Raw genomic sequence first — 21,415 nt, 5'->3', positions numbered from 1 at the left:
CGCTTCAAGGAGAGGTTGCGCGTTCCACGGCCTGTTCCCCACGCGCCTTGCGCCGCCCGCCAAGGCGTGCAATGACGTGCCGGGTCAGCGTGTTCCAGCAGTACGTCACCAGCACGCCACCGACAAGGGCCAGGGCCACCGCGAACAACGGCTGATCGACGATGCGCCGTGCCAGCGACTGGAACTGGAAGTGCGTCAGGTAGATGAACAAGGTGGACGAGGCGATCATCGCGCCCGCCTTGGCGACCACGCTCGGCACGGGCACCGACCGGAACCAGATCAAGGCCAGCATCGCCGGCAGGGCGATATCGATGTAACGGGCAAACGCCTGCCAGCCGAGGCCGGCAAGGGCCACCAGGTCGAGCTCGGCAATCAGTAGCAGCGCCACCGCACTGGCGACCGCTTTGCGCAGCGTCGTATCAGCGTAGTGAATGGCCATGCCCAGTACCATCACGGCCAGGTAATGCTGAGGCACCCGGTTGAGCAGGGCTGTGGTGTCGAACACGAAGCGGCTGAGCAGCACATCCGCCACCACCAGTGCGCACGAGGCCATGATCAGACAGGGGAACGGGTTGGCGATGATCGCCTTGCGCACACGCTTGATCGACATCACGACACCGAGGATCAGCAGCATCTGCACCAGCACTTCGATGTACCAGTAATTGAACACGCCGACCTTGTCGGGCGGGAACCAGTTGGAGATCAACAGCAGTGATTGCCAGTGGACTCGGTCGAACACCGCCTGCACCAGTATTGTGTACAGAATCGTCGGCACCGCGATGGCGGCCAGGGACTTGAGCAGCATGCGCGCATCGCCGCGCTCATCGATGGCCTTGAACTGGAACCTGGCCAGGCTGATGCCGGAGATTAGGAACAGCACCGATGTCTCGCCTGCAATGCGCCATTCCGAGAACACATTCAAATGCCCGACGACAATCAGCAAAATGGCGATCATGCGCAGGAACACCGGCACCTCCATGACCCGCATCGACCACGCGTTGGCCGGGGTGCTTGGTTCGGCCAGTTCAGCCAGGTCCTGTACCGGGATCATCTCCCAACGATCCGGCAAGTGGCCAATCAGCGCTTCGAGCACCATCGAGGCGCGGACGAATGACAGCGAGTCGCCGCCGAGCTCCACGAAGGTGAGGCGGGCATCGATGTGCGGAGCCTGCAGTATCTGCGCCCAGGCCTCGGACAGTTTCAACGCCAGCGGTGACAGTGCCTGCGGGGTGCTGGAGGCGCTGTCATCGAAAGCCGCAGGCAAGGCACGCTTGTCGATCTTGCCGTTGGGCGTGAGTGGAATGCTCGGCACGAACAGGAACATCGCCGGCACCATGTAGTCCGGCAGCATGCCTGCGATGGTCTGGCGCAGTTCAGCGGTCGCTAAGGGCTGATCGGCGACGCAATAGGCGACCAGCCTGACACTTGCGTTGTCATGGTTGGCCAGCACCACGCATTGTTTGATGCGCGGCTGTTGGGTGATGGCGTTTTCGATCTCCGCCAGTTCGATGCGATGGCCGCGGATTTTCACCTGGCTGTCGCCGCGCCCTAGAAAAGTAGCGCTGCCATCGGCCAGGTAAGTGCCCAGGTCGCCGGTGCGGTAGCAGCGGTCGGCCGGGGCGCCGGTGAACGGGTTTACCACGAACTTTTCCTGGGTCAGAGCCGGGTCGCCCCAATAACCCAGCGACAGGTATGCGCTACGGATCAGGATTTCCCCGACTTCGCCGGCTTCGACCAGGTGGTTGGCCTCGTTGACGAGCAACAGTTGCGCGCCGTCTATGCCTTTGCCCAACGGGATTTTGCTGTTGTCTGCGTGCGGGTCGAGCACGTGGAAGGCCATGGCCTGTGGCGTTTCGGTGGTGCCGTAGAAGTTGACGCTGGTGGCGTGTGGCGCAATCGCACGAATCTGCTGGTACAGCGTAGGGCTGAGCGCATCGCCGCCCCAGAACAAGTAACGCAAACGTTCGAACAGCAGCCCATGCATCCGTGCGCCGGTTTCGATCAGTTTGCCCAAAGGCGGCGTCAGGTGGATGACGGACACGCCGTGGTCGTGTATCCACGCAGCCAGGCGGGACGGGTCAGTCAGGGTGGACTGGGCCGGACAGAGGATGGTGGCGCCAATCGACAGTGGCGTGAACACATCGCGGTAAACCGGGTCGTGGCCCAGGCCGGATAACAGCGAAAAGCGGTCATCCTGGGTGAAACCATGCTGCTGCACGTGCCAGTCGACGAAGTGCACCAGCGGCGCATGATGGGTGACGATACCCTTCGGTTCGCCAGTGCTGCCCGAGGTGAAGGTGATGTAGGCCGGCTGAGTGGCGCTGACTGCGGGCAGGGACGCTGGCTGGCTGGCGAAGTGTTGCAGGGCACCGGCGGGGGCGTGCGGCACGTTCACGCAGTGCGCACGGCCAGGTTCGACCTCGGCGTCGCCACAGCGCAATACAAAGGCAGGTTCGAGGGTGCGGATGATCTGGCCAATACGCGCAGCCGGGTACGCGGCGTCGGCGACGGTGAAGGTCAGCCCGGCGCGCAAAGCGCCTAGCATGGCATAGACCAGCGCCGCGCCGCGGCTTGCGACAATGACTACTCGATCGGCGCTGATGGCGCCGTTTTCGAGCAGATACGTGGCGATTCCCTGGCTGATCTGCTCAAGTTGTCGATAGCTGCAGGTGGCCTCGTGGGCAATGATCGCGGTTGCCTCGGGCGAGCGACTCGCCTGCTCCACAAAGGCCTGGAAGATCGGCCGTTCGGCACGGTACTCAAGGCTCAGCGTCGGGTTCGGGCGCAGATCCGGCATGTTGTGTGTTCGCTCCGCATGAACGGCAAGTGGCTGGCTGGATAGCACAACGCTAGTGCAGGGCAGCGAATGGCGCCAATGCGCTTGCGGTATTTGCGTGGGCGCTGAAATGTTGGGGCCGCTTTGCGTCGCGAGGGGCTGCAAAGCAGCCCCAAATGCTCAAGGCTTACCGGCCACGCTCTCGCCGGGTGCCTTTTTCAGCCGATAGGCCAGGGCAGGGCGGGTCATGCCGAGCAGCCGCGCCGCTTCCGAAACGTTTTGCCGACAGCGTGCCATGGCCTCTTGCATCAGCGCCTCCTCGACGGCATCCAGGCCGGTGCCGCTGTCGATGATCTGCGCCACCCAGCCTGGCGTTGACAGGTCGCTGTCGGCCACCAGCCGGCCATCGCTGCCAAGGCCGATGCTGTCGATGGCGGGCGGTGCATGCGGGAACAACGCATCCAGGCCGATACTCTGGTTCTCATCGGTGATGATCACGCCGCGCTCCATGAGGTTTTCCAGCTCGCGGATGTTGCCCGGCCAGTCGTAATGCAGGCACACCTCCATGGCCCGGTCGCTGAGGCCGAGGGTTTTCTTGCCGTAGCTTTCATGCAGGCGCCCGAGGAAGTGCTCGATCAGCAGCGGGATGTCCTCGCGGCGCTCGCGCAGTGCGGGGATGCGTACCGGGAACACGTTCAGCCGGTAGAACAGGTCGGCGCGAAAACGCCCGTCCTTGACAGCTTGCTCCAGGTCTTCGTGGGTGGCGGCGATCACTCGTACATCAACGTTGCGCGTGCGGCTGTCGCCCACCCGCTCCAGTTCGCCTTCCTGCAACACCCGCAGCAGGCTGGCCTGGGCGCGTGGCGTAAGCTCGACGATTTCGTCGAGGAACAGGGTGCCGCCGTTGGCCCGCTCGAAACGGCCCATGCGGGCCTGCTGGGCGCCGGTGTAGGCACCTTTCTCGACACCGAACAGTTCGGCCTCGATCAGGTCGGGCGGTATGGTCGCGCAGTTCAGGGCGACGAATGCCGCGCCCGCGCGCTCGCTGCGCAGGTGCAGGCTGCGGGCGATGACTTCTTTGCCGACGCCGGTTTCGCCCAGCAGCAACACCGAGGCCTTGCCCGAGGCGACTTTGTCGGTGAGCGCGCAGCAGCGCCGGTACACCGCCGACTGGCCGATGCCGTAGAACTGCCCCGATTCGTACTGCAGGCGCTGGCGCAGGTTGGCCACCTGCACCTGCAAGGACTGCAACTCATCGATCACCGGGTCGCTCTGGAAGTAGCGCATGAACGTTTCGGCGTCTTCCCATTGCTCCACCGGCTTGCCGATGATGCGGCATTCGCTGCCGCCACAACCGCGGCAGCTGACCTCTTTGTACAGCACCTGGCGGCCGAGGAAGAACGAGCTGTAGCTGATCGCGTAGCCCAGCAGCATCCAGCAGATTGGCTGCTCGGACTGCAGGTTTTCTTGCTGGCAGTTTTCCACCTCGAAAGAGTCTTGCCATTCGATGTCGGCGTAGAAATGGCCGTTGTCGAGGTCGATCTCCAGCTGCAGCGGGCGGACCTTGACCATGCCTTTGAGCGAGTGCAATTGAGGGCCGATGAAAAACATCTCCACCGGGTTGCCGTTGGGGCGCAGCTTGCGGGCGAGCTCGGCATCCTTGAGGCCGGACTGGTAGCCCAGGCGCAGGAAAAACCCCTTGGCGCGTTCGACGCCGAGCATTTCGATCAGCTCGCGGCGCATACCGGCCATCATCGCCGCCTGCACCAGCAGCATGCGTTGTTCGTCGAGCCAGATCTTGCCTTCGGTGCCGAGGAAACGCACCCGTTCGGTGAGGTCCTTCAGCGCCGGCGCAGGTTCCGGCGCCCTGTACTGGGTAATCATTCGCGTGCGCCCCTTGCTTGTAGTTGTATGGGGAATCGGCGCGTTCCGCTCAGGCATAGGCGGGTGGTTGGTCGCGCCGGGACGACCTCGGCGGCTCAGGCAAGGCTCGGGTCATCTCTTCTTTCTAAACCGCCTGAAACCTGCGCAAAAGTCAATCGCAGGACGCGTTGGTCATTTGCTCGAAGTGCCGTTGCGCGATTGAGCAAATGATCAATCGGGCGGGCTGCGGCGCCCGCTTGATCGTGTCTCGGCTTATCTTTGATATGTGAAAAAGTCGTTTTAAATCAATGAATTGAACTGTTTTTACTGCTCTGGAAACAGGCCTGGCACAGCGGTTGCTCTAGCCCTTGCAAGCCTTACCGGAGCACAACCGATGACCCCAGCCACCACGCCTTTCGAGCAGATGCCGCGCTACGTCCGGGTACGCAGCGCGCCGGATGCCGCCTTTGTCGAGTTCGACTTTGCCATCGCCTACCCGGACCTGTTCGTCGAACTGGTTTTGCCACGCGCTGCCTTCGCGCGCTTCTGCGAAAGCAACCGGGTGCTTCACATGGACGCCGCAATGGCCGCTGCCGTCGATGCCGACATGCAGAAGTGGCGCTACGGCGAGCGCCACGACGAAAACGACTGACGCGCCGTTTGCCGGCGCATTGCTTCCCCACAACAACAAGTACAGGACGCCTTGCATGAGTATCGAGATCAAGACGGCCACGGTCGAGCCGATCCGCCAGACCTTCAGCCACACCCGCCGGCGTTTCGGCGATAAACCTGCCAGCCGCTACCAGGAAGCCAGCTTCGACATCGAAGCCGCCAGCAACTTCCACTACCGCCCGCTGTGGCAGCCCGACAAGCTGCTCAACGACCCCAGCCGCACCGCCGTGTGCATGGCCGACTGGTACACCGTCAGCGACCCGCGCCAGTACTACTACGGCACCTACGTGCAGGCCCGGGCACGGATGCAGGAAAACGCCGAGCACAGCTTCGCCTTCTGCGAAAAGCGCGAATTGCTGGCCAGCCTGCCCGTCGCAACGCGTGCCCTGATCGCCCGCGTGCTGCTGCCGCTGCGCCATGCCGAACTGGGCGCCAACATGAACAACAGCGGCATTGCCGCCGACGCCTTCGGTACCAGCGTCACCCAGATGCACATGTTCCAGGCCATGGACCGCCTGGCCATTGCCCAGTACCTGTCGCGCATCGGCCTGCTGCTCGAAGACGACGGCCTGGCATTGCTGGCCGAAGCCAAGCAGCGCTGGCTGGACGAACCGGCCTGGCAAGGGCTGCGCCGCTATGTCGAAGACAGCCTGGTGGTGCAGGACTGGTTCGAGCTGACCCTGGCGCAAAACCTGGTCAGTGATGGGCTGTTGTACCCGCTGCTGTTCGAGCACTTCGATGCACAACTGGTGGCCGACGGGGCAGGGCAGGTCGGCATGCTCACCGAGTTCATGCGCCTGTGGTTTGCCGAGAGCCAGCGGTGGGTCGATGCGCTGGTCAAGACCGTGGTCGGGGAGAGCGCACACAACCGCCAACTGGTCGACGGCTGGGTGGCCCAGTGGCGCGTGCGCGCACGGGAGGCGCTGCTGCCGCTGGCCGAGGTCGGCCCTGGCCGCGAAGCCCTCGATGCCATCGACAGCGCCTTTGGCGCACGCCTGAAAAAACTCGGCCTCAGTGGAGACGCCGCATGACTTCCCTCGTCTACATCGCCTTCCAGGACAACGACAGTGCACGCTACATCGTCGAGGCCATCACCCAGGACAACCCGCACGCGGTCGTCCAGCACCAGCCCGCGATGATCCGCGTGCAGGCCGAAGGGCGCCTGGAGATTCACCGCACCACGGTGGAGGAAAAGACCGGCCGTGAATGGGACGTGCAGGAAATGCTGATCGACGTCATCACCCTCGGCGGCAACGTCGAGGAAGACGAAGACTGCTTCGCCCTGCACTGGAACTGACCCGCCCAACGACAAGCATTCGGAGAGCCACCATGGCCGCCAAGCGCCTCAACCAGAAAGACAAATACCGTTGCCTGACCCGCGACCTGGGCTGGGAACCGAGCTACCAGAGCAAAGACGCGATCTACCCCTACGAACGCTTCGAGGGCATCAAGATCACCGACTGGGACAAGTGGGAAGATCCCTTCCGCTTGACCATGGACGCCTACTGGAAATACCAGGCCGAAAAAGAGAAGAAGCTGTACGCGATCTTCGACGCCTTCGCCCAGAACAACGGCCACCAGAACATTTCCGATGCCCGTTACGTCAACGCGTTGAAGCTGTTTTTGAGTGGTGTGACGCCCCTGGAATACCAGGCCTACCAAGGCTTCGCCCGCGTCGGCCGGCACTTTGGCGGTGCCGGTGCGCGGGTGGCCTGCCAGATGCAGGCGATAGACGAACTGCGCCACGTGCAGACCCAAGTGCACGCGATGAGCCACTACAACAAGCACTTCAACGGCCTGCATGACTTTGCCCACATGCACGACCGGGTGTGGTTTCTCTCGGTGCCCAAGTCGTTTTTCGAGGACGCCCGCACGGCTGGCCCGTTCGAGTTCCTCACGGCCATCTCGTTCTCCTTCGAGTACGTGCTGACCAACCTGCTGTTCGTGCCGTTCATGTCCGGTGCCGCGTTCAACGGCGACATGGCCACCGTCACTTTCGGCTTCTCGGCGCAGTCGGACGAAGCCCGGCACATGACCCTAGGCCTTGAGGTGATCAAGTTTCTGCTCGAGCAGCACGAGGACAACGTGCCGATCGTCCAGCGCTGGATCGACAAATGGTTCTGGCGTGGCTACCGGCTGCTGACCCTGGTCGGGATGATGATGGATTACATGCTGCCGAACAAAGTGATGTCGTGGGCCGAGGCCTGGGAGGTGTACTTCGAGCAGGCCGGCGGCGCGTTGTTCAAGGACCTGGAACGCTATGGCATCCGCCCGCCGAAATACGTCGAGCAGACCACCATCGGCAAAGAACACATCAGCCACCAGGCCTGGTCGATTTTCTACCAGTACAGCCAGGCCACCAACTTCCATACCTGGATCCCCACCGACGAGGAGCTGGACTGGCTCTCGGCCAAGTACCCGGACACGTTCGACCGCTACTACCGGCCGCGTTACGAGCATTGGCGTGACCTGCAGGCGCGCGGCGAACGCTTCTACAACCCGACCCTGCCGATGCTCTGCCAGATCTGCCAGATCCCGCTGGCCTTCACCGAGCCGGACGCGCCCACGCAACTGAGCCACCGCAGCCTGGTACACGAAGGCGAGCGTTACCACTTCTGCTCCGATGGCTGCTGCGACATCTTCGCCTACGAGCCCGACAAATATGTGCAGGCCTGGCTGCCGGTGCACCAGATCCTGCAGGGCAACTGTGGCGGTGGGGATGTCGAGGCGGTGGTGCGTGACTACTACAACATCGCCCCCGGCCAGGACAACTTCGAGTACCAGGGCTCGCCCGAGCAGCAGCGCTGGGAGGCCTTGCAACGTGCCGGGCGCAAGACCGGCTGAACCGCCAAAACACCGCAACTGCCTGGGCGCCTTGCTGCGCCCGGGCCCATACAAGAACAAGAGGAACCTTGCCATGCCCGTGACTGCCATCGGCACCTACACCGCCCAGCCCCTGGACCTTCAGGCCAACTTCCACGGCGCCCAGCTGGTGTACCTGTGCTGGGAAAACCACCTGCTGTTCTGCGCGCCGTTCACCCTGCCCGTGGACCCGGCGCAGCCGTTCGCGGCCTTCATCGAGCACGTGGTCAAGCCGGCCATTGCCCTGCACCCCGATGCCGCGCAGGTGGATTTCACCGCCGTACGCTGGCGCCTGGACGAACAGCCATTCACGCCTGACCTGTCCAGTGGGCTGGCCGCCAATGGTGTGGTCCACAAGAGCCTGCTGCACCTGCATACCCCCGGCCTTGAAGGCCTGGGCGGCAGCCATAACTGAGGAGCGCTGCCATGAGCTATCAAGTCACCATCGAACCCACCGGTGAACAGATCGAGGTGGAGGAAGGCCAGACCATTCTCGCGGCTGCCTTGCGCCAGGGCGTGTGGTTGCCGTTTGCCTGCGGCCACGGCACCTGCGCGACCTGCAAGTGCCAGGTGCTGGAAGGTGAGGTCGACCTGGGTGCGGCGTCCTCCTTTGCCCTGATGGACATGGAACGCGACGAGGGCAAGGTGCTGGCCTGTTGTGCCATTCCGCAAAGCGACCTGGTGATCGAGGCCGACATCGACGTCGACCCTGACTTCGCCGGCTTGCCGGTGCAGGACTACCGCGCCGTGGTCACCCAACTGGTTGAGCTGTCGCCAACCATTCGCGGCGTGCACCTCAAGCTCGACCGGCCGATGGCGTTTCAGGCCGGGCAATACGTGAACCTGCAGCTGCCTGGCATCGAAGGCACCCGCGCGTTCTCCCTGGCCAACCCGCCTGACCGGCCCGATGAGGTGGAGCTGCACGTGCGCCTGGTGGAAGGCGGCATAGCCACCGGCTACATCCACCGGCAGCTCAAGGTGGGTGACGCGCTGGGCCTGTCCGGCCCTTACGGGCAGTTTTTCGTGCGCAGCGCTCAACCGGGCGACCTGATCTTCATCGCCGGTGGCTCAGGGCTGTCGAGCCCACAGTCGATGATCCTCGACTTGCTGGCGCGGGGCGACACGCGGCACATCACCTTGTTCCAGGGCGCACGTACCCGCGCCGAGCTGTACAACCGCGAACTGTTCGAAGCACTGGCGGCCCGTCATGCCAACTTCAGCTATGTGCCGGCACTCAGCCAGGCGGCCGAGGATGAGCAGTGGCAGGGTGTGCGCGGCTATGTGCACGACGCTGCCAAGCAACATTTCGACGGCCGCTTCAACGGCCATAAGGCCTACCTGTGCGGCCCGCCACCGATGATCGACGCCGCCATCAGTTGCCTGATGCAAGGCCGCCTGTTCGAGCGCGACATCTTTATGGAGCGCTTCTACAGCGCGGCTGATGCCGCGGGTGAAGGCCAGCGTTCGGCGCTGTTCAAGCGCATCTGACCGGCTTATTGCACGACCAATAACAACAACAAAGGTTGACCCGATGAACCCGAAGCTTGCCAACCTGCTACGCCTTGCCGCCTGCGCCACCCTGTTCGGCGCAGCCAACCTGTCACAGGCTACCGAAGGGGGCGGCACGTCGTACCCGCTCGGTGCCGAGAACTACATGTCCGGTGCCATGCCGCCGCCGGGTGTCTATGGCCAGTTGTTCGTCAACCACTATGAGGCTGACAACCTGCGTGGCAACGACGGCAGCAAGCTGCCGGTGGACTTTCGCGTGCGCGCCAATGCCATCGTGCCACGCCTGATCTGGGTGAGTGATTACACGGTATTGGGCGGCAGCCTTGCGCTGCACGCGATTGTGCCGCTGGTGGACCTGAAGGTTTCGGTCAATGGCCAGTCGCAGCACAACCGTGGCCTGGGGGACGTGATTTTTGGCCCGGCGCTGGGTTTTCACCACAGCGACAAGTTCCACAGCATCCTCGCCTTCGACATGATTGCGCCCACAGGCCGCTACGACAAACACGACCTGGCCAACCCAGGGCGCAACTACTGGGTGTTCGAGCCGGTGTACGCGATGAGCTACGTCGACCCTGCAGGGCTCAACCTGGATGCCAAGGTGATGTACGACTTCAACCGCAGCAACCCGGCTACCGATTACCGGTCTGGACAGGAGTTTCATGTCGACTATGCGGTGGGGTGGGGGCTGGGCAACGGGTGGGTGTTGGGGGTAGGTGGCTATTACTACCGCCAGACGACTGACGACCGCCAGGACGGCGAACGTATTGAAGATAACAAAGGGCGCAGCTTTGCCATCGGGCCGTCGATCAAGTACAGCGGCGATGGGGGCTGGTTCGTGACGGCGAAATGGTCGAAGGAAACCGAAGTGCGTAACCGCGCCCAGGGGGATGCGTACTGGGTGAAGCTGACGTTGCCGTTTTGACTTTGAAATATTGGGGGCGCAAAGCGCCCCCAAAATCTATTAAATCAGGCAACATCCACCAGCACGATCTCGCTGTCCTCGATGGCCGTCACCCGCAACACGTCCTCTTGCTCGATCGCCACCCCATCGCGCGCTTTCGCCTGCAGGCCATTGATCTCTACCAATCCCTTGGCCGGCACCAGGTAGCCACGGCGCCCGGCATCGAAGCGGTACTCGGCGCTTTCCCCAGCACGCAGGGTCGCGGCCACCAGCCGGGCATCGGTGCGAATCTGCAAACTGTCTTCGTCACCTTCACGCCCGCTGGCCAGGGTCACGAAGCCTTCGCCACGCTCACCGGTGGGGAAAGGGCGGGTACCCCAGGTCGGCGCATCGCCCACTCGCTCAGGCACTACCCAGATCTGGAAGATCCGCGTATCGACGTCCTCCAGGTTGTACTCGCTGTGCACGATGCCAGAGCCTGCACTCATCACCTGCACGTCACCCGCTTCGGTACGGCCTTTGTTGCCCAGGCTGTCCTGGTGAGTGATCGCGCCTTCACGGACGTAGGTGATGATTTCCATGTCACGGTGCGGATGCGGCGGGAAACCGCTGCCAGCAGCGATCAGGTCATCGTTCCAGACCCGCAGGTTGCCCCAGTGCATGCGAGCAGGGTCGTAGTACTCGGCAAACGAGAAATGGTGGTGGGCATCGAGCCAGCCGTGGTTGGCGTGGCCGAGGCTTTCGAACGGTCGCAGTTGCAGCATGGTCGTGCTCCTTGAATCAGTGGAATGACGCCATGATGCGACAAAGAAAGATCGAAAATAAGCGTAAATATCGGCTAATAATAATCGAATTGATAGATCATTAAGGCGGCGGCTTTTTATCCGTTTCATCACCTAATCCACTGATCTGCAAGCATTCGCTGGTGATTTTTGGTGGATGCGGCGAACATGGCACGCTGATTTTGTATTCCATCGGAGTGACCGTGGCCCACGAGCATCCCCAGGCGCCTGCCGACCTGACCCCACCTGCCCAGTTACCGTGGTTTCGCCGCCTGGCCGCCCGACTTTTGGGGCGGGGCCTGACCGGCTTGCAAGCCCAGCATCGCGACTCCTGGTTCCTCGGCCACGCCACAGGCCAGCGCAGTGGCCATGCCGACGGGGTGCGCGAAGGCTTCGAGCGCGGGCGCGTGGAAGGGTACGAGGCGGGGCGCCAGGTGCTGGTCATCCGCGATACCCGCCCCGACACTGCCGCCGTACCTGGCCAGGACGACAACCTCTTCGACGATTGGCGCCTGCCGTTGACCGCCGAATTGAAGAAGCGCTTCAAGGCCGATGTGGCCCAGCGCCTGCCTGCCGAGGCGCAACCCAGTGCGGCCCAGTGGAAGCTGATTTTCAGCGACACGCCGTCCACCTGTGTGGTGGCGGGGGCAGGGGCGGGCAAGTCCACCTCGCTGGTGTTGCGCATTCTGCTGCTGCGCCATTACCTGGGCTACGAGCTGGACGCGATGACCGTGGTCACCTTCACCCGCGAATCGCGCAAAGACTTCATCAAACGCCTGCTGCAGGTGTCCGCCCTGTGGCAGATCGACCTGCAGCCCGCGCTGGCCCGCGAGCTGGTGCGCACCTTCCATTCGCGCATCTTGCCGCTGGTGCGCAGCCTGCCAGGCTTTGGCCAGGTGCGCGCGTTCGAGACACTGGGCAATGAGATGCCGGCGGGCCGCGAGGCCGAAGCCGAGAGCAACCCGTTCGACCTGCGCCTGAACGATGCGCAGCGCCAACAGCTGAACCTTTGCTACAGCACCTTGCTGGGCGATAACCCGCGCTTTGCCGAACTCATTGGCCTGCTGCGCAGCGAGGCGCTGCAGCTCAAACCGCTGGACCCTAACCACCCGGACGTGCAAAAGCGTGCGCAGGTGACCCAGTTGGCTGCCCAGCGCGACGAAGAGCTGTGCGATGTCATCGAAGACCTGTGGTTCGCCGCAGGCGCCTGGCCGATCAAAGGCATCGAGCCGTGCCGCGACACGGTCGAAATCCGTGGCAGTCGTTTCCATGTGCATGGCCGCCTTGAGGGGCAGGGTGCCTGGGTGGTGTTGGGTTTCGACCCCGCGGAAAGCGCCCAGTACCAGCGCCCCGGCGCCAAGCTGGCGGTGCGTGCCGAGTGGGCGGTCAAGCGCACCCTGCTGCAGGCCTTCTGCGACAAACCGCTGATCTGGCTGGACAACTACGCGGCTGCGCGGCGCTTGGCTGCCTCCCTGGCCGGTGATGCGGTGGCTGGCCCCGGCTTCGAGTACAAGGTCAAGGGCGAACTGGCCCCGGCACCGCTGCTCGATGCCTTTGTCGGTGCCGCCAACTTCATCGAGAACCTGGGGCTTGACGTGAACAGCGCCGTGGCGGCGATGAGCTTCCCGGCAGGCGACAGCGACGGCCTGTTCTTCGAAGCCTTGGCGCTGTACTGGAAAGCCCTGGAGGCGCACCTGCTGGACCAGTCGCCGCCGGTGATGAGCTACAACCGCATGTTTGCCCTGTTTGGCGAGAACAACCCGGAAAACCTGCAACTGCTGCCCGACCCGTTGCTCAGGCCCCTGGCGCATTTGATGATCGATGAGTTCCAGGACGTTTCGCCGCAAATCGTCAGTTGGCTGCGTGCCTGCCTTGCCGAGATCCGCCGGCGTGGGCCGTCGATGCACACCGGCCGTAATGCCCAGCATTCGTCGCTGTTGTGTGTGGGTGACGACTGGCAATCGATCTATGGCTGGCGCGGCAGTTCGCCGAAGTACTTCATGGAATTCACCAAGGCCTTTGTGTCACCGGCCAACACGCGGGTGATGATGGTCGAGAACTACCGGTGCCAGCAGCAGGTCATCGATGCGGCGGAATTCCTGGTCAAGGGCACGCCCGCGATCACCGGCAAGAAGGCCCGCGCCAGTGGCCCGGCAGCCGAGTTGCCGGGCTCGCCGGTCAAGGTGTTCGACCGCGACGAGGCCGCGCTGGGCGAGACCCTGATCGAGCATTATCAACGGGGCGAGACGGTGATGATGCTGTACCGCAAGGGCAGCGACAAAGCCCTGATGAACGACCACCTGCAGGCCGTGCTGCACGCTGAGGCAGCGCTGCCGGCCGAGCAACGCCGGCTGCGGCAGTTGACCTACCACAGCGCCAAAGGCTTGCAGGCCGATGCGGTGTTCATGCTTGGTGACTGTCAGTACCTGACCAGCTCGCCGTACAAGAACCAGGTCTATCGCCTGGCCGGCCTGGGTAAGGCCGGTGATGCCCAGGCATTCGATACCGCGCAGAAGGAAGAAGTACAGCGCTTGGCCTACGTTGCGGTCACGCGTGCGGTCAGGCACTGCTACTGGCACGTGGAAGCGGCCAACAGCGAAGCGCCGGCGGCGCCGCGTGCCTCGAGCCAGGTAGATGGCCGGCAGGCCTTCTTCGAAGACCTGCGCGGGCAGTGAGGGCGGTTTAATCGCCCAGGGTTTGCGCCTGTCGGGTGAGGCTGGCCAGCAGGCCCGCTTCTACCGCTTGCTGTTCAGCGGTCAATGCACGCATGGCGCGGTCGAACTGCCCATCGTTAATGGGCACGCGGTGAAGGTTGCCTTGCTCGTCCACGGGCGCCGCTGGCAGGGCGTCGCTCAACGCACGTATCACCGAACTGTCCAAGCGAGTAACGGCTTCCTGGGTTTCATCCAGGCAGTAGAAGAGGTAGTCGTGGCCCTGTCGCCAGAAGTCGGTGAGCAGCGTGAACTGCGCGGCATACTCGCGCTTCAGGTAGCTTACCCACCCTGGCTGCTCGATAAGCCATTGCTGCCGGGCATTGGTGTCGGCGTCGAGGGCGCGCACGGCGGCCTCGACCCGGTCGATGATGACCTGGTTGACTTGGGCCGTGTCACGGTAGCGCATGCCGTGGCTGGGCTCGGGGAAGCCCAGTGGCTCGGCCAGGGACTGGCGCAACGCCAGGCGAAGCTCGATATCGTCCACCAGGCCGTTTTGCAGTTCGCCGTCGGGGAACGCTGCGGGATCATCCAGCACATCATGAGGCGGCAGTGCGTCGTCGAACACATTGCCCAGCAGCGCCTGTTTGCGTAGCGACCGGCGGACACTGATGCGGTCAGCCAACTGGTTGACTTGATCGCGCCGGTACAGCTTTCGATACAGCGCCAGCAACTCGCCAGGGCGAGTACCGGCACCGCCCGCCGCCTCATAGGCCAGCACTTCGATCTCCAGGGCACTGAAGGCGTCGGCCCCGGCATCCCCGCAGGTGGGCGGGAAGTCTTGGGCCACCGTGTTCAGGCGTTCGCGCAGCGCACTGTCCCCAGCCGCTTTCTCCAGCAAGGCCCAGACACGGTTGCGCAGGCTCTGCGCATCGCGCTGTGCTTCAGCGGATTGGCTCAGCCGTTCTAGGACCCCTTGCAGGTCGTTGTTCTCCTCCTGCTCGAACAGGTCGCGCCACAGTTGCTCCTGGACGTCGCTCGCCGGGTTGCGCCACAGCGCTTGCCACTCGGGCATCGCCCCCGCGTGTTCAAAGACGTTGACGCCGCTGTCACCCAGGCGTGTACGTGTTTCGGCCTCCAGGTTGTTGTAGTTGAACAGCCAGCGGCGTTCAGGCAAACGCGCTGAGACATCACGGGCAAACGGTGTACGTAGCACCCCAGGCAGGTCGGGCACGTTGTGGATGCGATTGGAGGAAAGGTCAAGGTGACGCAGCCGGTACTGCGGCTGGCTCATCAGGGTAGTCAGGCCCTCGGGCCATTGCTGCAGTTCGCAACGGTGCAGGTTGAGGTGGCTGAGACGGGCCATGAAGCGCAGGTCGGGGGCCACTTGTAGCGGGTTGAAATCTAGGTGCAAGACGAGCGGGTGGACCATGTCCTGGAAGCGTGCGGCAAGCCTTTCATCCAACGTGATGTGATTGTTCCCTAGACCCAGTGCGTCCAGGCGTAGGCGGGTCAGAAATTGCAAACTGGCTTCATCCAGTTCCAGAAAATTACGGCGCAGATTGAGTATGCGCAGGCCCGGCATTGCACCAATGGCTTGCTGAGCGGCAGGCGTGAGCGCCCGCAGAGCATTGCCGGTCAGGTCCAGTTCGCGCAGCCTGGGGGCTGATCTCAGCGCCTCGAATAAGGCCTCGACATTCATGTGCGGATTGCCGGTCACCTCCAATATTTGCAGGTGAGGAAAGTTGGCCAGGAAAGCGCCTTCCAGGCGCTCCAGGCGCAAGCCGTCGAGCCGCAGTTCATGGATATGCGGCATGGCGGCAGTAATGATGGGCAATTCGCGCAAGTGAACACGCTCCAGCCATAACTGGCTGCGTTGTTGACCACCCTCACGGCGGCAGGCGCTCATCAGGCGCTCGGCGCATTGCTGGCGACTTGTGCGGTCTATCAGGTCTTGCGCGGTCTCGATCCAGCGGCCGAGATCACGGTCCAGGCTGCGTTGTTCAGCCTCCAAGCGGTTGATCGCTGTGCCCAGGTCGCCGGCCTCTGCCAGCTCGGTTTGCAATGCGCTGATTTGCGCATTATCGAGTTCTGGATAGAGCGCCCGTAAACGACGCGCTGCCGCCCCCGTCTCACCACGGCCACTGAGCGGGTAACCGAGCCTGCCATTGGCCAGGCGCATGGGCGAGCGGAATCCCGGTTTGATCGGCTGCTGACCTAGCAGGGCGGCACAGTGCTGCCGATCGGCAAGCGCGATCTCGAACAGTTCGGCCGCAGTAACCAATGGGTGTTCGGCCTGCAAGGCCTGTTGCAATCGTTCACTGTCCACGTTGGCCAGGCTGTGCCGATACAGCCCGATGAGGGCTCGGTCTAGCCTGGTGCGAGCTTGCAGCAAGCGGGCTTCTTCGCCGATGCGCAGGGGCACTCGGCCGGCGCCCAGGCGCTGACGCTCAGTGCTGTTGGCATGGGCGAGGATTTCGTCGAGGGCGCTGCCCGGCAGGCCTGGGAACTGGCGGGCAAGGGCTTGCGCTGCTGGGCGCTGCGGTTGACGATGGCCTTGCTGCAAACTGTTGAATATCGCCTTGCGGCGGTTGGTCAGATGTTCAGCGAGCGTGTCGTTCAGTACCGAGGCACGTTGTGCGTGTGGGGTATCGCCCAGCATCGATTGCACCGTGGGCTCATCCATCTGCGCCAGCACGGTCTGGCTCAGTGCGCCACTGTCGAGGTCGGCGCGGGTGATCTCGATCTCTATCTGCCCCGGTGCGACGGGCGGCCCATAGCGTACCGACTCGCCCCAAGGTTCTGGGCCTTCGAAGACCTTGAGAACGTGATCCTGCGGCCACTTCGGCAGGTTCAGCAGTTCGGGCAGGGCATAGTTTTTGTGGGCCGCGAGCGGCAGGCCGTGGCGTACGTGTTCTATGAGGGTGCCCACTTCGTTGTCCAGTTGCAGGCGCAGCAGTGTGTCGACCAGCAATGCAGGGGGGCGTAAGCCGGCAGCATGGGCACGGCGCAGGCTGGCCGTGTCGGTGCCGGTGCTGCGCAGGGCAGTGAGCAAGTGCGCATCGTCCAGCCCGTGGCTGCGATGGCCGAGACGGCGCAGCAGCTGTATGTCGTCCCACTCGTGAGCATGTTCATGGGCCAGCTGCCAGCGGCCGTCGCCGATTGGCCGCACGTGCGGCGCATAGGCCTGGGTGGTGTCGGGGTGACGCACGCGCCAGTGCCGTTCAGGGTCTTGGAACACTTCATACAGGGTGCCTTCCAGCGCCATGTAGGCCTTGCCCTGGTGTTGATGGAGCCCGAGCGCATCGGGCTTTGCACCTTCAGCAAGCGCCACAGTGCTGGCATACGGCGCCATGTTTGGGTGCCACAGCAGTTCGCGGTCTTCTTGCCACACCGCCTTCAGCGCATCGACGAAACCGGACGCCTGGATAACCTTGGCGCCGGCGGCGAACCCGGCGATCACTGCGGCATTGATGGCCAACGCTTGCACCTGCTGCAGCGCCTGCGCGGTGTCGCCTTCCTCCCAGGCTTCGAAACCGGTGAACACCGAACTCATCAGGTCATAGGCAAATACCCCGAGCATGGCTGTGTTCAACCCCGGGACGAAGAACGCGGCGACATTGAGTACGTTCATGCCCATTTCGAACCAGTGCTGCAGGCGCGCGGTACGCGCTTTGGCATCAACCTCGGCGGTGGGCACAGCGATGGTTTTGGCATCGGCCTTCATGCGTGCCAGATGCGCTCTGTACAACGTCGGCCAAGGCGCATTGCCCACAGGCGAAGGGGTAACGTGCAAAAGCGGATTGCTGCGCAGCGTGCGGTTGCCGGTCGCATCCACCTCGAACAGCGCGTGCTCCAGTTTGGCCGACAGTTCCACTTGCCGGTCTTTGTAGGCGAACTGCAGCAATGCACGGCGGAATTCGCTGCGCTGCATCCGGCGCCGCAGGTGCTGCCCGACCGCCTGGATCGATGCGAACTCCCGCACCGGGTGCTCGCTGTCATCCGGGATGTAGAGGATGCAAGGATTGCTCTGGTGTGGCGCATCAGGCCCGATAAGCAAGACTTCGTGCAGAGGGATACCGAACAGGCTGAAACGCCAGCACTGCAGATTGTGTTCACCATAGGCCGGGGCGGTCACATTGCTGCACAGTTGCATCAGCGCGGTGTGCCCGCGTTCGCTCAGCAAGCCCTTGAGCCAGGCAACCTGCGCCTGCACCCGCAAGCATTCGCGGCTCGCTTGAATCGACAGGCGCTCGACCTCTAGCCGATTCGCGCCTTCATGGGTAGCCTGCAGGTGGCCCTGGTATTGTTGGCCCAGGTCCAGCGCCCGGCACTGCTCAACGAAACTGGCCATGGTCAGCCCTTGCAAGGGTGACTCATCGCCTGCGGCGCGGGTCAGCCGGCTGTAGGCACCGACTTCCGTGAGGCCCTCGAAGTTGTGCAGGGCGGCTTCCAGCAAGCTGCGCGCTTGCGGCGCGCCGACGGGGCGGGTGGCGAGCACGTCTACCGGCTGCTCCGGCACCAACGGGTATTGTGGGTCGGGCACGCCGACCCACGGGTTGCTGATCGGCTCGAAGGGTTGGAACACGTACTGGGCCTGGTCCACGGCTACGTTCAGGCCTAGGCGCTCGGTCAGCAGCGGTCGGCAGAATTCGATGATGCCTTTGAAATCGGGCAGTGCCTGACGGAGCTGGGTGAGGCAAGTGTCGCGGGCCTCGACAAGCAGGCGCAGTTGCAGGCGCTGCTCGGGTTCGGCGCTGGCGTACCAGCTGTAAGGCGTGCCATCGGCCGCCAGGTAATCCTTGCGTACCCGCTGCACGACGCGTTCGGCATGGCCGGGGGGCAGGGCTTTGCTCCATAGCGGCAGCGTGCGCGTGATCTGCGCGTGATGTAAGGGTGGGGTGCTTGTCATGGTACCGACCTCTTGAGCAGGGAGGCGCTAGTCGACCCTCATCCGTGTGCCGGGGGGCGGTAGATAATTGCCGGCAGCAGTCGGTCTCGCGCATGTACGGGTCGGTGAGGGGCCAGCAGTGCAGGTGCATCTGCGAGAGGGTGGGGTAGGCCATGGCGGCCGGTTTGCAGCCAAGGGGAGCTTCTATGCGTTCGCTGTGCGGTCCCAAGGATCATTTGCTTGACCTCGACGGTATTGAAATAGCAGTACGCACCTGGGGGCCGGAAGACGGTATCCCGGTGCTGGCCTTGCATGGGTGGCTGGATAACGCCGCCTCGTTCGATCGCCTCGGGCCATTGCTCGACGGCTGTTTCGTGGTGGCGCCGGACCTGGTCGGCCACGGCCGCTCCAGCCATCGCCGTCACGACAGCGGCTATTACCTCTGGGAGCATGCCGAGGACATGCTGGCGGTGGTCGACAGCCTGGGCCTGGCGCACTTCCATGTGCTGGCTCACGGCATGGGCAGCGGTATCGCCTCGTTGCTCGCCGCCCTGTCCAGCGGCATTTCCAGCATGACCTTTCTCGATGGCATGGGCGCGCCGTTCACGGTCGCGGAGGATGACCGCGTGCAGCATCTGGCGCGCTCTTACCGGCTTAAGCGGATGGTCCAGCGCAGCCAGCTACAGGGGTTCGGCGAACCCGACGCGAGCCGCTTCGACACGATTGAAGCGGCCTTGCAGCAGCGCCGCCAGCGCTTGGACGGCGAGCTGTCGGAGGACGCTGCGCGGTTGCTGGCCCGTCGTGACCTGTTGCAGGTTGGCGACGGCTATTGTTGGCGCCACGATCCACGCTTGGTGTTGCCCGAACCCATGCCGTTGACCGAGCGAGAAGCCTGTGACCTGCTCAGCCAGATCCAATGCCCGTTGTATCTGATGTTCGGCCGACAAGGGGCCTTTAGCGGCAACGCGTACGCCCAGCGTGAAGCGGCCTTGCCTGGCCATGCGCGGGTTTCATGGCACCCAGGCGGGCATCACTTCCACCTTGAGGCACCCGACCGGGCTTTGGTCGATCAGTTGCTGCGGTTGTTGGCACGTCATGAAGGTGGCCAGTTACAGCGCTTGGTCAATGAGTAGCGAGCACGCCGAATAGTGGGCTATGGTGGCGTCTGACCCTCGCGCACACGCCTCAAGGAGTCCCCGGCATGCGACCGTTCGCCATCCAGCACATCGACCACCTCGTCCTGCGGGTCAGCGACCTGCCGCGCAGCCTCGCCTTCTATGTGGACGTGCTGGGCTGCACGGTCAGCAAGGTGCGTGAAGACCTGGGCATGGTCCACCTGGCGACGGGCACTGCCATGATCGACCTGGTCACGCTGGACGGTGTGCTGGGGCAGCCGGGTGGCGCCGCGCCGGGCGCAGAGGGGCGTAACCTGCATCATTTGTGCCTGCGTATCGAGCCCTTCGATGAGCCGGCATTGACCGCTTACCTGCGCGCTGCGGGTGTAACGGTGGAGCCTGCCGAGAAACGCTACGGCGCTGAGGGCGAAGGGCCGTCGTTGTACTGCTTCGACCCCGATGGCAACCAGGTCGAGCTCAAAGGGCCGGTGCCGGAGGCGTCATGACGGGTTTGCAGGCGCACGAGCACTGGATCACCACAGCCCAAGGCACGCTGTTCGCCCAAGAGTGGTCGCCGTTGCAGGCGCAGGGTGCTCCCATCGTTCTGTTACACGATTCGCTGGGGTGTGTGGCCTTGTGGCGAGACTTCCCTGCGCAACTGGCGCGCAGTACCGGGCACCGGGTAATCGCCTATGACCGCCTCGGTTTCGGTCGCTCCGACGCGCATCCCGCCCGGTTGCGTCTGGGCTTTGTCGAGGCCGAAGCGCGTCAGGGCTTTGCGGCGGTGCGCGAACACTTGCATATCGATGCCTTCATTGTCTTCGGCCACAGTGTGGGCGGGGGCATGGCGGTGGGGTGTGCGGCAGCGTTCGCGGACCATTGCCAGGGGCTGATCACGGAGTCCGCCCAAGCCTTTGTCGAAGCACGGACGCTGGAGGGTATTCGTGCGGCGGATCTGCAGTTTGCAGAGCCCGGGCAGTTGCAGCGGCTGCGCCGTTATCATGGCGACAAGGCCGAATGGGTATTGCGTGCCTGGGTGGATAACTGGCTGAGTGAAGACTTCGCCGAGTGGAGCCTGGATGCGCTGTTGCCGCAGGTACATTGCCCTTTGCTGAGCTTGCAGGGTGATAACGATGAGTTCGGCTCCCAGGCTCACCCCGAGCGCCTTGTCGCGCTTACTTCGGGCCCCGGCGTGTTGCGGCTGATACCGGGCTGTGGGCATGTGCCGCACCGGGAACAGACTGATGGAGTGTTGGCAGAAGTCGGGCGCTTTCTGCGGTAAATTCCAGGTCAGAGGTTGCAGGCTCCTAATGGGGCCGCTGCGCGGCCCATCGCAGCGGTTCGGCGCCCCGACAAGCCAGCTCCCACAGGGATAGCGTATGTCTTGAGAATT

Annotated in this window: 15 protein-coding genes; 11 read left to right on the top strand and 4 right to left on the bottom strand. The window is 63.6% G+C overall.

Annotated features, from left to right (window positions below):
* Positions 1–4: 4 nt before the first annotated feature.
* Together LOY53_RS16105 and LOY53_RS16100 are read right to left on the bottom strand one after the other, a co-directional pair.
* Positions 5–2,797 carry an amino acid adenylation domain-containing protein gene (locus LOY53_RS16105; protein WP_258702964.1) on the bottom strand — a complete coding sequence of 931 codons (2,793 nt, stop codon included), beginning with the start codon at positions 2,795–2,797 and terminating at the stop codon, positions 5–7.
* Positions 2,798–2,956: 159 nt separating this feature from the next.
* Positions 2,957–4,660, bottom strand: a complete 1,704-nt coding sequence (locus LOY53_RS16100) for a sigma-54-dependent Fis family transcriptional regulator (protein WP_252824832.1) — start codon at positions 4,658–4,660, stop codon at positions 2,957–2,959.
* A 373-nt stretch (positions 4,661–5,033) separates the two neighbouring features.
* Between LOY53_RS16100 and LOY53_RS16095 the strand changes: the two genes are divergently transcribed.
* From LOY53_RS16095 to LOY53_RS16065, 7 genes are all read left to right on the top strand, one after another.
* The gene (locus tag LOY53_RS16095) at positions 5,034–5,291 is read left to right on the top strand and encodes a phenol hydroxylase subunit (protein WP_252824831.1); all 258 of its coding nucleotides are present in this window, start codon (positions 5,034–5,036) and stop codon (positions 5,289–5,291) included.
* 55 nt (positions 5,292–5,346) lie between these two features.
* Positions 5,347–6,342, top strand: a complete 996-nt coding sequence (locus LOY53_RS16090) for an aromatic/alkene monooxygenase hydroxylase subunit beta (RefSeq protein ID WP_252824829.1) — start codon at positions 5,347–5,349, stop codon at positions 6,340–6,342.
* Positions 6,339–6,608, top strand: coding sequence for an MmoB/DmpM family protein (locus LOY53_RS16085; RefSeq protein ID WP_085273131.1), 270 nt, complete (start codon positions 6,339–6,341; stop codon positions 6,606–6,608). Before LOY53_RS16090 ends, LOY53_RS16085 begins: the two co-directional genes overlap by 4 nt.
* Positions 6,609–6,640: 32 nt before the next feature.
* Complete coding sequence (locus LOY53_RS16080; protein ID WP_252824828.1) at positions 6,641–8,155, top strand: aromatic/alkene/methane monooxygenase hydroxylase/oxygenase subunit alpha; 1,515 nt, start codon at positions 6,641–6,643, stop codon at positions 8,153–8,155.
* A gap of 73 nt (positions 8,156–8,228) precedes the next feature.
* Complete coding sequence (locus LOY53_RS16075; RefSeq protein ID WP_252824826.1) at positions 8,229–8,588, top strand: phenol hydroxylase subunit P4; 360 nt, start codon at positions 8,229–8,231, stop codon at positions 8,586–8,588.
* Between the two features lie 11 nt (positions 8,589–8,599).
* The gene (locus LOY53_RS16070; RefSeq protein WP_258702963.1) at positions 8,600–9,661 is read left to right on the top strand and encodes an NADH:ubiquinone reductase (Na(+)-transporting) subunit F; all 1,062 of its coding nucleotides are present in this window, start codon (positions 8,600–8,602) and stop codon (positions 9,659–9,661) included.
* 43 nt (positions 9,662–9,704) lie between these two features.
* On the top strand, positions 9,705–10,604 hold the full coding sequence (locus LOY53_RS16065; RefSeq protein WP_252824823.1) for a transporter: 900 nt from the start codon (positions 9,705–9,707) through the stop codon (positions 10,602–10,604).
* A 44-nt stretch (positions 10,605–10,648) separates the two neighbouring features.
* On the opposite strand, the gene LOY53_RS16060 is transcribed toward LOY53_RS16065, so the two are convergent.
* The gene (locus LOY53_RS16060) at positions 10,649–11,347 is read right to left on the bottom strand and encodes a pirin family protein (protein ID WP_258702962.1); all 699 of its coding nucleotides are present in this window, start codon (positions 11,345–11,347) and stop codon (positions 10,649–10,651) included.
* A 221-nt stretch (positions 11,348–11,568) separates the two neighbouring features.
* Here LOY53_RS16060 and LOY53_RS16055 point away from each other — a divergent pair, with 221 nt between their 5' ends.
* Complete coding sequence (locus LOY53_RS16055) at positions 11,569–14,040, top strand: UvrD-helicase domain-containing protein (protein WP_258702961.1); 2,472 nt, start codon at positions 11,569–11,571, stop codon at positions 14,038–14,040.
* Between the two features lie 7 nt (positions 14,041–14,047).
* On the opposite strand, the gene LOY53_RS16050 is transcribed toward LOY53_RS16055, so the two are convergent.
* Positions 14,048–18,928 (bottom strand): NEL-type E3 ubiquitin ligase domain-containing protein, encoded by a 4,881-nt coding sequence (locus tag LOY53_RS16050; RefSeq protein WP_258702960.1) that lies wholly within the window; start codon positions 18,926–18,928, stop codon positions 14,048–14,050.
* A 185-nt stretch (positions 18,929–19,113) separates the two neighbouring features.
* Between LOY53_RS16050 and LOY53_RS16045 the strand changes: the two genes are divergently transcribed.
* The 3 genes from LOY53_RS16045 to LOY53_RS16035 all read left to right on the top strand — a co-directional run bounded on the left by LOY53_RS16045 (position 19,114) and on the right by LOY53_RS16035 (position 21,304).
* Positions 19,114–20,040 (top strand): alpha/beta fold hydrolase, encoded by a 927-nt coding sequence (locus LOY53_RS16045; RefSeq protein WP_186703201.1) that lies wholly within the window; start codon positions 19,114–19,116, stop codon positions 20,038–20,040.
* Between the two features lie 68 nt (positions 20,041–20,108).
* Positions 20,109–20,528 (top strand): VOC family protein, encoded by a 420-nt coding sequence (locus LOY53_RS16040; RefSeq protein ID WP_252824819.1) that lies wholly within the window; start codon positions 20,109–20,111, stop codon positions 20,526–20,528.
* The gene (locus tag LOY53_RS16035; RefSeq protein ID WP_252824818.1) at positions 20,525–21,304 is read left to right on the top strand and encodes an alpha/beta fold hydrolase; all 780 of its coding nucleotides are present in this window, start codon (positions 20,525–20,527) and stop codon (positions 21,302–21,304) included. The genes LOY53_RS16040 and LOY53_RS16035 overlap by 4 nt, the downstream gene beginning before the upstream one ends.
* Positions 21,305–21,415 lie beyond the last annotated feature (111 nt).

The sequence above is a fragment of the Pseudomonas sp. B21-031 genome (assembly GCF_024748985.1).
Taxonomy (GTDB): domain Bacteria; phylum Pseudomonadota; class Gammaproteobacteria; order Pseudomonadales; family Pseudomonadaceae; genus Aquipseudomonas; species Aquipseudomonas kermanshahensis.
The sequence above is the reverse complement of the archived record's forward strand: the minus strand, read 5'-3'. Positions and strand labels throughout refer to the sequence as shown.

What these genes read in the sequence shown, in the direction of transcription:
- LOY53_RS16105 (WP_258702964.1), bottom strand. Translation starts at nt 2,797, where the DNA reads ATGCCGGATCTGCGCCCGAACCCGACGCTGAGCCTTGAGTACCGTGCC.
- LOY53_RS16090 (WP_252824829.1), top strand. Translation starts at nt 5,347, where the DNA reads ATGAGTATCGAGATCAAGACGGCCACGGTCGAGCCGATCCGCCAGACC.
- LOY53_RS16060 (WP_258702962.1), bottom strand. Translation starts at nt 11,347, where the DNA reads ATGCTGCAACTGCGACCGTTCGAAAGCCTCGGCCACGCCAACCACGGC.
- LOY53_RS16050 (WP_258702960.1), bottom strand. Translation starts at nt 18,928, where the DNA reads ATGACAAGCACCCCACCCTTACATCACGCGCAGATCACGCGCACGCTG.
- LOY53_RS16100 (WP_252824832.1), bottom strand. Translation starts at nt 4,660, where the DNA reads ATGATTACCCAGTACAGGGCGCCGGAACCTGCGCCGGCGCTGAAGGAC.
- LOY53_RS16095 (WP_252824831.1), top strand. Translation starts at nt 5,034, where the DNA reads ATGACCCCAGCCACCACGCCTTTCGAGCAGATGCCGCGCTACGTCCGG.
- LOY53_RS16085 (WP_085273131.1), top strand. Translation starts at nt 6,339, where the DNA reads ATGACTTCCCTCGTCTACATCGCCTTCCAGGACAACGACAGTGCACGC.
- LOY53_RS16040 (WP_252824819.1), top strand. Translation starts at nt 20,109, where the DNA reads ATGCGACCGTTCGCCATCCAGCACATCGACCACCTCGTCCTGCGGGTC.
- LOY53_RS16065 (WP_252824823.1), top strand. Translation starts at nt 9,705, where the DNA reads ATGAACCCGAAGCTTGCCAACCTGCTACGCCTTGCCGCCTGCGCCACC.
- LOY53_RS16035 (WP_252824818.1), top strand. Translation starts at nt 20,525, where the DNA reads ATGACGGGTTTGCAGGCGCACGAGCACTGGATCACCACAGCCCAAGGC.
- LOY53_RS16080 (WP_252824828.1), top strand. Translation starts at nt 6,641, where the DNA reads ATGGCCGCCAAGCGCCTCAACCAGAAAGACAAATACCGTTGCCTGACC.
- LOY53_RS16070 (WP_258702963.1), top strand. Translation starts at nt 8,600, where the DNA reads ATGAGCTATCAAGTCACCATCGAACCCACCGGTGAACAGATCGAGGTG.
- LOY53_RS16075 (WP_252824826.1), top strand. Translation starts at nt 8,229, where the DNA reads ATGCCCGTGACTGCCATCGGCACCTACACCGCCCAGCCCCTGGACCTT.
- LOY53_RS16045 (WP_186703201.1), top strand. Translation starts at nt 19,114, where the DNA reads ATGCGTTCGCTGTGCGGTCCCAAGGATCATTTGCTTGACCTCGACGGT.